At 63.2% G+C, this 12,802-nt stretch carries 11 protein-coding genes; 9 read left to right on the plus strand and 2 right to left on the minus strand.

The features are described from left to right. Positions 1-9: 9 nt before the first annotated feature. Positions 10-1,233, minus strand: a complete 1,224-nt coding sequence (locus QE444_RS13370; protein WP_187979192.1) for an acyl-CoA dehydrogenase family protein — start codon at positions 1,231-1,233, stop codon at positions 10-12. Between the two features lie 676 nt (positions 1,234-1,909). Here QE444_RS13370 and QE444_RS13375 point away from each other — a divergent pair. Further along, entirely contained in the window at positions 1,910-2,905 is a 996-nt protein-coding gene (locus QE444_RS13375) for a fatty acid desaturase (protein ID WP_309739038.1), read from the plus strand. A gap of 212 nt (positions 2,906-3,117) precedes the next feature. Here QE444_RS13375 and QE444_RS13380 read toward each other — a convergent pair whose 3' ends face one another. After that, positions 3,118-4,032 (minus strand): LysR substrate-binding domain-containing protein, encoded by a 915-nt coding sequence (locus QE444_RS13380; protein WP_187979194.1) that lies wholly within the window; start codon positions 4,030-4,032, stop codon positions 3,118-3,120. 124 nt (positions 4,033-4,156) lie between these two features. On the opposite strand from QE444_RS13380, the gene QE444_RS13385 reads away from it, so the two are divergent. From QE444_RS13385 to dctM, 8 genes are all read left to right on the plus strand, one after another. After that, the gene (locus QE444_RS13385) at positions 4,157-4,984 is read left to right on the plus strand and encodes a MaoC family dehydratase N-terminal domain-containing protein (RefSeq protein ID WP_273861610.1); all 828 of its coding nucleotides are present in this window, start codon (positions 4,157-4,159) and stop codon (positions 4,982-4,984) included. Positions 4,985-5,020: 36 nt separating this feature from the next. After that, a complete protein-coding gene (locus QE444_RS13390) occupies positions 5,021-6,184 on the plus strand; it encodes an acyl-CoA dehydrogenase family protein (protein WP_405046425.1) in 1,164 nt (387 codons plus the stop codon). Positions 6,185-6,194: 10 nt separating this feature from the next. Further along, positions 6,195-7,544, plus strand: a complete 1,350-nt coding sequence (locus tag QE444_RS13395; protein WP_273861609.1) for an MmgE/PrpD family protein — start codon at positions 6,195-6,197, stop codon at positions 7,542-7,544. 16 nt (positions 7,545-7,560) lie between these two features. After that, positions 7,561-8,760 carry a CaiB/BaiF CoA-transferase family protein gene (locus tag QE444_RS13400; protein ID WP_187979197.1) on the plus strand — a complete coding sequence of 400 codons (1,200 nt, stop codon included), beginning with the start codon at positions 7,561-7,563 and terminating at the stop codon, positions 8,758-8,760. A gap of 17 nt (positions 8,761-8,777) precedes the next feature. Further along, a complete protein-coding gene (locus QE444_RS13405; RefSeq protein WP_309739042.1) occupies positions 8,778-9,638 on the plus strand; it encodes a CoA ester lyase in 861 nt (286 codons plus the stop codon). 72 nt (positions 9,639-9,710) lie between these two features. After that, complete coding sequence (locus tag QE444_RS13410; RefSeq protein WP_273861607.1) at positions 9,711-10,712, plus strand: TRAP transporter substrate-binding protein; 1,002 nt, start codon at positions 9,711-9,713, stop codon at positions 10,710-10,712. A gap of 56 nt (positions 10,713-10,768) precedes the next feature. Continuing rightward, positions 10,769-11,410, plus strand: coding sequence for a TRAP transporter small permease (locus tag QE444_RS13415; RefSeq protein WP_309739044.1), 642 nt, complete (start codon positions 10,769-10,771; stop codon positions 11,408-11,410). Then, entirely contained in the window at positions 11,407-12,690 is a 1,284-nt protein-coding gene (gene dctM, locus QE444_RS13420) for a C4-dicarboxylate TRAP transporter large permease protein DctM (RefSeq protein WP_309739046.1), read from the plus strand. The genes QE444_RS13415 and dctM overlap by 4 nt, the downstream gene beginning before the upstream one ends. The last annotated feature ends 112 nt before the right edge of the window (positions 12,691-12,802 follow it).

The following is a 12,802-nucleotide window of genomic DNA, read 5'->3' on the forward strand; positions in this document are numbered from 1 at the left end:
CTTCGGCCCCTAGGCGACGCCGATCTTCCACTGCGGTGGGGGCGGCGTGCCGTTGACCGCGAAGTCGCCGACGATGCGATCCTTGTAGATGCGCGGATTATGGGAGGCGAGGGTACGGGCATTGCGCCAGAAGCGATCCAGTCCCTGCGGTCTAAGCGTGGCCGAGGCGCCCAGAGCGTCGAAGAGGCGTCCGGAGGCATCGATGATCAGGTCCGTAACCACATTGAGCGACTGGCAGACCTCCAGTTCGGCCAGTTCCACCGCGCGATCCTCGGCCGCCTGGTCATCCGCCTGCCTGAGGTCATGCACGCGCTGCAGCGCTTCGGCATTCTTCAGGGCGATCACCCCGGCGCAGTAGGCGGCGCTGCGCACCTGGCCTACCACTGCCAATACCTGTGGATCCTGGCTGACCCGGTCGGCATTACCAATGGTGAAGGTGCGGGTGCGAGCGGCGACCGCAGCCGCCACCTCGCTGCTCATGGCCCGCCCCATGCCCGCCAGGTTGGCGAGGTGGAAGACTTGGAAGAAGCCCGGCGAATAGCGGAAGCGCTCGCCTACCGTGACCACGTCCCCAGGCGCTACCCGCACGTTGGTAAAGGTGGCCGTGCCGCTGGCGGTCAGCGTCTGGCCGAAGCCATTCCAGTCATCCACCACCGCTACGCCGGGAGCGTCGCGGCGGATGGTCGCCATGACGCGATTGCCGGCGTCATCGGTGGCGCCCACGTCGATCCAGTCCGCATAGAGCGAACCCGTGGTATAGAACTTGGTGCCCGAAAGCAGCAGGGCGTCACCCTCCCGACGCACGCGGGTACTGAATTCGGCCCGCCGGGCATCGCCGACCTCGCTGGAGGCCGGACCCAGGGTTTCACCCGCGGCGATACGGGCGAACCAGCGGCTGCGGCGTGCCTGGTCATCGCTGTTGAGCAAGCCCTCGACAAAGCCCATGTGACCGCGCAACGCCTGCACCAGATTGGAATCGGCCTCGCCCAGTTCGATGAGCAGGGCAAACAATTCCGGCAGGGTGACGCCTGCACCGCCATGCTCGACCGGCAACCGCAAGGCGGTGAAACCGGCCGCCTTCAGCCAGGCCAATTCTTCGACCGGCAGTCGCCGCTGCACCTCGCGTTCTATGGCGCCCGCGCGAATACGCTGGAACAGCGGCAGAAAGCGGGCCGAGAGTTCGGCGTGACGCGCGGAAGGGCCGGCGCCCCAGCCTGCGGAAATGATGCTCATGGAAAAGAAAATCCTTCTGGTCGTGTCAGCAGAGAGTGGGGAAGCGCGAGCCCAAGACGAGCCAGCTCGGTATGGGCGGCTCGGGTGCAGCCGATCAGCACCATCGCCGCTACCAGTCGACGGCCGAGGGTGCCGACGAGGGATACCCGCGCTGTCGCACGGTATCGGATGCGCGTTGCCGCTTCGGCTCGATTCAGGGTCGGCAGCCGAGGCAGCGGAGGGGGGCTGGACACGTCGCAGGCTGCCAGCTCGGCAACGAAATCCACCCTTGCAGTTCGCGCAGGCGCAGCAGGTAGAAGAGTTTTATCAGACAGCGGCATGGCAAACTTTGAAGTTCGTGAAAGTTGGCGGAAGTCTAGATGGGCGTTCAAGAGCGCCGCCAATCTTCAAAGCTGCTAAGGATATGTCTTTAACTGATTTTTAAATGCAGGTGTTGCTCACGCAACAGTTGAGCTGCCTGATCGGTTTTTGCTTATAAGCTTATGATTTTTTGAGCATTATGCTATGTAAGGTAAGACGTAAGAGATTGCTTAAACAAGGCGTTCAATCAAGCGAAGTTACAAGCAGCGAGGTGGTCGAATAACGTCTTTTCATGAGGTAATGCCTTAACGATATTTGGCTTCCCTCTTGTTTTTCCTTAGGGTCAGCGTTGATTTCTCGTTATCAGGACCCTGCGGTGACTGTCTATCTCGATGCGCGGCACCGCCGCCTGATCAAGCTGCTCCTGCATACCGCCACCGGTCGAAGTGAATGGCCAACCTGGGGGCTGATCGTCGGTGTCTACGCCGGCTGGCTGACGCTGGTCTGGGCGTGGCCGCTACTGGGTTTCTGGATCCTGCCGCCGCTGACGATCCTGGTGGTGCTGCATCAGTCCCTGCAACACGAGTTGATTCATGGACATCCAACTCGCTGGCCTGGGGTGAATGCCTTGCTCGCCTATCCGCCCCTCGGCCTCTGGTTTCCCTTTCCGCTCTATCGTGACAGCCACCTGGCGCACCATCGGCGCGAGAACCTCACCGATCCGACCCTCGATCCCGAGAGCCGTTATGTCGATGGCGAACTCTGGGAGCGGCGAGGGCAGGTCGGGCGTGCGTTGCTCTGGATGGACAAGACCCTGATCGGTCGGCTCCTGGTTGGCCCGATCCTGGCGCTGCACGGCATGCTCGATCTCGAAGTACGCCGCGGGTGGCGCGGGGAGCGGGGCGTGCTGCGCGTCTGGCTGATTCATCTGGCGCTGTGTGCAGGCTTGCTCCTGGCGATTCACTTGCTATCTGGCATTCCCCTGGAGGTCTATGTGCTGGGGGTAGCCTGGCCGGCGCTGGCCGTAACGCTGATCCGATCTTTCTACGAGCATCGTCCGGCGCTGGACCCTGCGCAAAGATGCGTACTCAACGAAAGCGTTGGGGCGCTGCGCTGGCTATTTCTCAACAACACCCTGCACCTGGTTCACCACGATCTGCCGGGCTTGCCCTGGTATTTCATTCCGCGGGTCTATCGAGCCAGGCGCCGTGCCTACCAGGTTCGCAGTGGTGGTTTCCTGTTTTCCGGCTATCGCGACTTGGGCTGGCGTTTCGCCTGGCGACCCGTGGATGCGCCACTGCATCCTCAAGCGCAAGCAGCGGGTACGCCGGCTGGCAGACGGCCATTTGCCATAGTTCTTATCACTAAATAATACCACCCCTGTAAAGAGCTGATCAGTCTCCTTCGACTCCTCTGCTGCAGCACTCAACGGCGAAGGGACCAGCCACGATCGAGACGCCATGGTCGTCATGATCGAACCGAATACCGGCGTTGGACTGCAGACGAAGTGATGCGCAAATTGGGAGCGCTCCGGTTTCACTAGACAGGGGTGTAGTCGAAAGGATGACTTCCGGGATCGCCTCGTCAGGCGTGTTCCCGGTTTACTTCGCCTTTGGCTGATTGCTGCAACAGCCTGACCAAGGCACGGACGCTTTCCGGCAGCGCCTCCAGATCCCTGACCAGGATATTTCGCTCGCGCAGGGCCCAGGGCTCTTCGAGCCGTACCGTCTTGATGGCCATGCTTTTGCCGTGATGCTGGGCGGCGGATTCGGGCAGGATTCCGATGCCCACCTTGGCTTCGACCATGCGGCACACGGCCTCGAAACTGGAAAGCTGGATACGCAGATTCAGGGTGGCACCGAGACGCTCCACCTGATCCCGCAGGAAATTCAGCAGGCTGGTGCCCTCGCGCAGACAGATGTGCTGGTAGTCCAGGGTTTCACGCAAGGTGACCTGGGGCTCGCTCGCCAAGGCATGATCGGTCGGTACTACCAGCGTCAGGCGGTCCATGCTGTAGGGCAGGATCTGCAGATTGCTGGCCTCGATCAGCCCGGCGGTGATGCCCAGATCCGCTGCCCCGTCGATGACCCCCCTGACAATGTCACGATTGAGGCGCTCCTGCAGATCCACCGTCACGCCGGGGCGATCGGCGAGATAGCCGGCCAGCAGCCCCGGGAGGAACTCTGTAACCGCTGTGGTGTTGGCGAAGATACGGATATGCCCGCTGGCATCGCTGCGGTACTCGGTGAATTCACCTTTGAGAAAGTCGACTTGGCGCATAACCAGGCGGGCATGTTGCAGTAGACGCTGACCCGCTGGCGTGAGCTCTACGCCGCGGCTGTCACGGTATAGCAAGCGGATGCCGAATTGGCTTTCGAGGGCCTTTATCCGGGCGCTGGCAGCTGCCGGAGAGAGTGCGGCCCGGCGTGCGCCCTGGGTCAGGCTGGGCGATTCGGCGATATGGATGAAAAGCCGCAGGTCAGGCAGGTCGAAATGCATGCTCTTGTACTCGGTACGTCTTTCGGCGTTCAGCCTAGCCGAATGCCGGCTTACGCAAATGTAAATTCACAGAACGAAACAACTCCCCTCAAGCTGGTTGAGAGCCTAATGACGGGAGCCAGACATGAACACTACGCCGGCCGAAGCCTGGGTGGGGCGAACGCTCGAAACCCACGAGTTCCTGGGTCAACGCCAAGTCGCGCGTATCGCCCATACCTTCGACGAATCGCCGTTGGCTGCAGGCGAGGCGCTGCCGCCGCTCTGGCACTGGGCCTTCTTCGATAATCCCGTGGCAGGTGCCCAGCTCGGGCCCGATGGTCACGCGGCGCGGGGCACCTTCCTGCCGCCGGCGGAAGGGCGTAATCGCATGTGGGCAGGCGGACGCCTGGAGTTTCTCGGCGAACTGCGCGTTGACGAGCAGGCTCGTTGCCTTTCGACCCTGCTACGCGTCGAGGAGAAGGCGGGCCGCAGCGGCAGCCTGCTGTTCGTGACCGTCGAGCATCGCTATTTCCAGCGCGACGAACTGGTACTGCGCGAAGAGCAGGACCTGGTCTATCGCGAGCCCGGAGCGCCCAAGGCCGGCAGCGGCGAAGCCATCGCTCTCGGTGGCTGGGCGGAGTCGGTGGTGCCCGAGCCTACGTTGCTGTTTCGCTATTCGGCGGTGACCTTCAACGGTCATCGCATCCACTACGACTGGCCCTACGCGACCCAACAGGAAGGCTATGCCGGTCTGGTCGTCCATGGCCCGCTCATCGCGACCCTGTTGCTGCGCAGCTTTCGTCGCGCCCATCCCACCGCGCGGATACGGCAATTCAGTTATCGCGGCGTTCGTCCGCTGATCGCACCCGCTCCCTTCACGCTCAGTGGTCAGGTCATCGCGCCCGGCGAGGCGGAGCTGTGGGCCGGAAATGGCGACGGTGTCGCCCAGATGGCTCAGTTGCATTTCGAGTGACAGCGGTGCCCCTATAACGACAAGAGAGAACCCCCCATGCTGGACGAACGACAAGAAGAATTCGCCGCCATTCGCGATGGCGTCCGTGGCCTCTGCGCGGGCTTTCCGGCCGAATACTGGCGCCGAATCGATGAGCAGAAGGGTTTTCCCCAGGACTTCGTCCAGGCGATGACCGAGGCAGGCTGGCTGTCCGCGATGATTCCGGAAGCCTATGGTGGCTCGGGGCTGGGCCTGGCCGAGGCGTCCATCATCCTGGAGGAGGTGAACCGCTGCGGGGGCAACTCCGGCACCATCCATGGGCAGATGTACAACATGTTCACCCTGCTGCGGAATGGCAGCGAAGAGCAGAAGAACAGCTATCTGCCACGGCTGGCCAGCGGCGAGCTGCGGCTGCAGTCCATGGGCGTCACCGAGCCTACCACCGGCACCGACACCACCAAGATCAAGACCACGGCGGTGCGCAAGGGCGATCGCTATGTGATCAATGGGCAGAAGGTGTGGATCTCCCGGGTGCAGCATTCCGATCTGATGATCCTGCTGGCGCGGACCACACCCCTGGAGGCCGTCCAGCGCAAATCCGAAGGTATGTCGATCTTTCTGGTGGATCTGCGTGAGGCCATTGGCAAGGGGCTCACGGTTCGGCCCATCCCCAACATGGTCAATCACGAGACCAACGAGCTGTTCTTCGACGAGCTGGAAATTCCCGCCAGCAACCTCATCGGGGAGGAGGGCAAGGGTTTCCGCTACATCCTCGATGGGCTCAATGCCGAACGCACCCTGATCGCCGCGGAATGCATTGGCGACGGCCGCTGGTTCGTCGAGAAGGCCAGTCACTATGCCCGCGACCGGGTGGTATTCGGTCGCCCCATCGGGCAGAACCAGGGCGTGCAGTTTCCCATCGCCGAGGCCCATATCGAGATCGAGGCCGCCGATCTGATGCGCTGGCACGCCTGCGATCTGTACGACCGCGGCGAAAACGCCGGCGCGGCGGCCAACATGGCCAAGTACCTGGCGGCCAAGGCCAGCTGGGAGGCGGCCAACGCCTGTCTGCAGACGCACGGTGGCTTTGGCTTTGCCACCGAGTACGACGTCGAGCGCAAGTTTCGCGAGACGCGCCTGTACCAGGTGGCGCCCATCTCCACCAACCTCATTCTTTCCTACGTGGCCGAGCACCTGCTCGAATTGCCGCGCTCGTTCTAGGGTGACTGCCATGACCCATACCGAACGTCTGGCGGCCTATCTTGGCGAGCTGGCCTATGCGGACCTGCCAGCCAGCGTCGTCTCTCGGACCGAAGAGCTGTTTCTCGACTGGCTGGGCTCCGCACTGGCCAGCGATGGCAGCCATCCCACACCGCTGTTCCATGCCTATGCGCAGACCATGGGCCCGCGCGAGGGGCGGGCCCGGGTACTCGTCGCGCCCTACGGCACCTCGCCCTACTTTGCCGCGCTGGTCAATGGCGCCGCCTCTCATCTGGTGGAGCAGGATGATCTGCACAACAGCTCGGTGCTGCATCCGGCGACGGTGGTCTTTTCCGCCGCACTGGCCGCCGCCCAGGACCTGGGAAAGAGCGGACAGGAGCTGATCGTCGCCGCGGTCGCCGGCTATGAGGCAGGCATCCGCATCGGTGAATTTCTCGGGCGCTCGCACTATCGGATCTTCCACACCACGGCCACCGCTGGCACCCTGGCCGCGGCGGTGGCGGTGGGCAAGTTGCTGGGCTTCGACCGGGAGCAGTTCATCCAGGTGCTTGGCAACGCGGGCACCCAGGCGGCGGGGCTCTGGGAGTTCCTGCGTGACGCGGCGGATTCCAAGCAGCTGCATACCGCCAAGGCAGCGGGGGATGGACTGCTCGCAGCCTATCTCACGGCGCAAGGGCTGACCGGTGCGCGCAACATCCTGGAAGGCGAGCAGGGGATGGCTGCCGGCCTTTCCAGTGACGCCGACGCCCGCCGCCTGAGCGATCGCCTGGGGCAGCGCTGGGCCTTGCTGGAAACCTCCTTCAAGTTCCATGCGTCCTGTCGGCATACCCATCCTGCTGCCGATGCCCTGTTGGACCTGATGCAGCGCGAGTGCCTGGCGCCCGACGACATTGCCCGGGTAACAGCACGAGTTCACCAGGGCGCCCTGGACGTGCTCGGGCGCGTGGACGTGCCGCGGACCGTGCATCAGGCGAAGTTTTCCATGGGCACGGTGCTGGGTCTGATCGCCGTCCATGGCAAGGCGCAACTGGGCGAATTTGCGAATTCCGCGCTGAACGATCCCGCGGTCGCGGCCTTCCGCGCGCGCGTCGGCATGCGGCTGGACCCCGAGGTCGATGCCGCCTATCCCCAGCGTTGGCTGGGAAGGGTCGAGGTGACAACCCGCCAGGGCGCCGTTCTGCAGGGACGTATCGACGAGCCCAAGGGTGATCCCGGCAATACCCTCGACAGGGCCGAATTGGAAGACAAGTTCCGCCGGCTGGTCGCCTTCGCCGGCAAACGCCCACCCGCCGAGGCCGAGGCCCTGATCGCCCAGGCCTGGCGGCTGCACGAGTGCGTGGATCTCTATTGCTTCACCTGACCCGGAGTGAACCAAGATGGCTGTCGAAAAACCTCGTCCTCTGGATGGCATCACGGTCGTGAGTCTCGAACACGCGATCGCGGCCCCGTTCTGCTCCCGGCAGCTGGCCGACCTGGGCGCCCGGGTGATCAAGATCGAGCGGCCAGGCAGTGGCGATTTCGCTCGGGGCTACGACGAACGTGTCGCCGGACTCGCCTCCCACTTCGTCTGGACCAATCGTTCCAAGGAGAGCGTGGCTCTGGATCTCAAGCAGGATGATGCCCTGGCCGTGCTGGACAAGCTGCTCGCCGGGGCGGACGTCCTGTTGCAGAACCTGGCGCCGGGCGCGGCGAGTCGTCTGGGGCTGGGCTTCGAGGCGCTGCACGAGCGCTTTCCCCGGCTGATCGTCTGCGATGTGTCCGGCTATGGCGCAGGAGGTAGCTACGAGCGCAAGAAGGCCTATGATCTGCTGATTCAGAGCGAGGCGGGTTTTCTCTCGGTGACGGGTGGACCAGACGATGACCAGCTGGCCAAGGCGGGCTGCTCGATCGCTGATATCGCCGCGGGGATGTATGCCTACAGTGGCATCCTGTCGGCGCTGCTGTTGCGGGAGCGGACCGGGGAGGGCAGTCGCGTTGAGGTCAGCATGCTGGAGAGCCTTGTGGAGTGGATGGGCTATCCGCTGTATTACGCCTACGCCGGCATGCCGGCCCCCGCGCGTGCCGGCGCCGCCCACTCCACCATCTACCCCTACGGACCCTTTCCCGCAGGCGATGGCGGCACGGTGATGCTGGGCCTGCAGAATGAGCGGGAGTGGCAGCTCTTCTGTGAGCAGGTGCTGTTGCAGCCGGAACTGGTTACCGATCCGCGATTTTCCGCCAACTTCAAACGTTCGGCGAATCGCGGCGTGCTGCGCGACCTGATCGTCGAGGCGTTCGCCGAGCTCAAGACCGAAGAGGTCATCGCCCGCTTGGAGCGGGCGCAGATCGCCAATGCCCAGGTGAATGACATGGCGGCCGTCTGGGCGCATCCCCAGTTACGCGAGCGTGATCGCTGGCGTGAGGTCGGCAGTCCGGCCGGTCCCTTGCCCGCCTTGTTGCCACCGGCGAGCAACAGTGCCTTCGAGCCGCGGATGGATCCGGTCCCGGCGCTGGGCGAGCACACCGAAGCGGTATTGCAGGAGTTGGGCTATGACCACGCCGCGCTGGAGGCGCTGCGCCAGCGAGGTGCGCTATGACCCCTACCGCCAGCAGGATGGCTGCTGATCCTCGCTCGGCCCTGTTCGTCCCGGCGACTCGTCTGGAGCGAATCGCCAAGGCCGTGGCCAGCGGTGCCGATGTGGTGATCGTGGACCTGGAGGATGCGGTCGCTGAAGCCGCCAAGACCGCAGCACGCGGCGCCCTCGAACAGGCGTTGCTCGCCGCGCCTGCCTTACGGGTCTGGATACGGATCAACGCCGCCGCTCACTCGGCGCACGGCGACGACCTGGCGCTGTGCCAACGCCTGGGGCAGGTGCTCGGGGTCGTCCTGCCCAAGGCGGAAAGCGCCGCCCAGGTCGAGCGCGTCCATGCCGAGACGGGCAAGCCCGTCTGGCCGATCATCGAGAGCGCCCGGGGGCTGGATCGACTCAAGGAGGTCGCCGGGGCTGCCGGGGTGGAGCGCCTGGTGCTCGGTGGTCTGGATCTGGGCCTGGATCTCGGTCTGGAAAGCGGTACGGCGGCAGCCGAACGGCTGCTGGATCAGGCTCGCTTTCTACTCCTGCTGGAAGGCCGACTGGCCGGGCTGCCCGCACCGCTGGACAGCGTCTTTCCAGCCATCGATGACCTGGCCGGTCTGGCGACAGCCACCGCCAGTGCGCGTGACCAGGGCTTCGGCGGCCTGTTGTGCATCCATCCCCGCCAGGTCGCCGTGGTGCACGACAGCCTGCGGCCGACGCCAGCGGAAATCGATTGGGCACGGCAGGTGATCGCGGCGAGTCAGGGCGACGTGGGGGTCTTCGTCGTCGACGGGAAAATGATCGATGCACCGGTCATCGGGCGGGCCCAACGACTGCTGAGGCGTCTGCAAACAGGTGCTCCAGTGTTAGGCAGAGCTGAAGGCCCTGTTGGGCAATGATGAATTCCACCCCACGGAGGGGGCGCGTTTAATAAACCCGACCTGATTACAAAAACAAGATGAGGTGTCGCCATGCCCACGTTGACTATCAAGACGCTGTTCTGTGCCGCCGTGTTTTCCTTCGTCGGTTCGCTTTACGCGGCAGATGAAGCTCCCATCACCATCAAGTTTGCCCATGTGGTCGCCGAGCACACGCCCAAAGGGCAGGGCGCGGTGCTGTTCAAGAAGCTGGCGGAAGAGCGCCTGCCCGGCCGGGTGAAGGTCGAGGTCTATCCCAACTCGTCGTTGTTTGGCGATGGCAAGGAGATGGAGGCTCTCTTGTTGGGCGATGTCCAGATGCTGGCGCCCTCGCTGGCCAAGTTCGAGCACTACGCCAAGGCGGTGCAGGTCTTCGATCTGCCCTTCCTGTTCGACAACATGGCCGCGGTCGATCGCTTCCAGGCCGGCCCCCAGGGCAAGGCGTTGCTGGCCAGCATGGAAGGCAAGGGCATCACCGGGCTGGCCTACTGGCACAACGGGCTCAAGGTGCTGTCGGCGAACAAGCCGCTGCGTGAACCCAAGGATGCCCGCGGCCTGAAATTCCGCGTCCAGGCCTCGGCGGTCCTCGATGAGCAATTCAAGGCACTGCGTGCCGTGCCGCGCAAGATGAGCTTCGCCGAGGTGTATCAGGGCTTGCAGACCGGGGTCGTCAACGGTACCGAGAACACCTGGTCCAACTACTACAGCCAGAAGGTCTATGAGGTTCAGCCTTACTTCACCGAGACCAACCACGGCCTGATCGACTACATGGTGATCACCAATACCAAGTTCTGGCAGGGGCTGCCGGAGGATGTTCGCAGCGAGCTGAGCAAGGTGATGGCCGAGGTCTCTGTCGAGGTGAACCGCCAGGCTCAGGCCCTCAACGACGAGGCGCGTAGCGCCATCGCCAAGGCCGGTACCAGCGAAATCATCGAGCTGACTCCCGCGCAACGCGAAGACTGGCGCAAGGCCATGCAGCCGGTATGGAAGCAGTTCGAGGGAGAGATTGGCAGCGAGGTGATCAAAGCGGCCGTCGACGCCAACAGGGCTAGCTAAAAAAGCCACGAGCGCTTCTTTCCTTCGCCCCCTGTCAGCTGTTGTCGGAGGTTCTTATGCCCGCCGTGACTCGTCTCTGGTGCTGGCTGGAGGAGGCGCTCGTCGCCTTCCTGCTGGCGGTCATGACCCTGATCACCTTCTTCTACGTGGTGGTCAACAACGTTTACGCCGTTTTCTATTATTTCGCCGATCTCCTTCCCTTTCTGGAAAAACCCCTCTTCGCCATCGGCGATGGCATTCTCTTCGTCTCCCAGGAAATGACCTGGAGCGTTGCCCTGGCCAAGGCCGTATTCGGCTGGCTGATCTTCATCGGTCTGGCCTGGGGCGTGCGCCTCGGCGCTCACCTGGGGGTCGATCTGCTGGTCAAGACCTTTCCGCCCGCGCTGCGCAGGTCGGTTGCCTTGCTGGCGGTCGGTATCTGTATTTTCTATTGCGGACTGATGACCTATTCCAGTCAGCAATGGGTAGCGGCGCTTATGAACGCTAACATCGGTGCCGAGGATCTCGACCGCTTCGGTCTGCGTCAGTGGCATATCGTCATGATCGTGCCAATCGGCTTCGGTCTCATGCTTATCCGCTTCGTCGAGGTGTTCCTGCGCATCCTGCGCAACGAGCAGAGCGGGTTCGGTGGACACAGTGAAGCCAAGGATGCTCTCAAGCTCGTCGATGGACACCAGGGCACGGAGCGCCAGCCATGACTATCACCTTTCTGTTCCTGGCGCTTTTCGTCCTGATGTTCATCGGCGTTCCGGTTGCCATTTCCCTGGGGCTTTCCGGCGCGCTCACCATCCTGCTGTTCAGCAACGACTCGGTGCGCTCGCTGGCCATCAAGCTGTTCGAGACCAGCGAGCACTACACCCTGATGGCCATTCCGTTCTTTCTGCTGGCCGGAGCCTTCATGACCACGGGTGGGGTGGCTCATCGGCTGATCGAGTTCGCCAACGCCTGCGTCGGCCATATCAGGGGTGGATTGGCCATCGCGGCGATCCTGGCCTGCATGCTGTTCGCCGCCCTCTGCGGATCGTCGCCAGCCACCGTTGCCGCGGTAGGCTCCATCGTCATCGCCGGCATGGTCCGCTCGGGCTACAAGCGCGAATTCGCGGCCGGCATCGTCTGCAATGCCGGCACCCTGGGCATCCTGATTCCGCCCTCCATCGTCATGGTGGTCTATGCGACGGCCACCGAATCCTCGGTGGGCAAGCTGTTCATGGCGGGGGTGGTACCGGGGTTGCTGCTGGGGCTGGTGCTGATGGTGACCATCTACGTCATCGCCCGGATCAAGAATATCCCGGCACTGCCACGCGCGTCCTTCAAGGAGGTGTTGCGCACCGGTCGCCGTGCCATCTGGGGCCTCATGCTCATCGTGATCATCCTCGGCGGCATCTACTCGGGCATGTTCACCCCCACGGAAGCGGCGGCAGTATCGGCGATCTATGCAGCCATCGTCGCGGTCTTCGTGCACAAGGACATGAAGCTGAGAGAGTGCCACCGCGTGCTGATCGATGCGGGCAAGTTGACCGTGGTGCTGATGTTCATCATCGCCAACGCCATGCTGTTCGCTCATGTACTGACCACCGAGCAGATTCCCCAGTCGATCACGGGTTGGGTCGTGGCCCAGGGGTTCTCGCCGGTGGAGTTCCTGATCGTGGTGAACATCGTGTTGCTGATCGCGGGCACCTTCATGGAGCCTTCGGCGATCATCCTGATTCTTGCACCTATCCTCTTCCCAATCGCCGTGCAGCTCGGGATAGATCCGATTCATCTGGGGATCATCATGGTGGTCAACATGGAGATCGGACTGATCACACCGCCGACAGGACTCAATCTGTTCGTCACTTCAGCAGTCACCGGGATGCCGCTGACCACCACCATCAAGGCCGTTTCCCCCTGGCTGCTGGTGATGCTCGCCTTCCTCATCCTGGTGACCTACGTGCCTTATCTGTCCCTGGCCTTGCCGAATTGGTTGGGCATGACCTGAGGCAGAGGAGGGTGACTGGGTGAAGCGTCCAACGACTTGCGATCGGACTCTTCACCCAGTGGTTGAGGCGGCGCCATGTACGGAGCGATCGGCCAAGACCGTCGTTGTCGCT

It is taken from the genome of Pseudomonas sp. SORGH_AS_0199, from assembly GCF_031453735.1.
Taxonomy (GTDB): Bacteria; Pseudomonadota; Gammaproteobacteria; order Pseudomonadales; family Pseudomonadaceae; genus Chryseomonas; species Chryseomonas aestiva.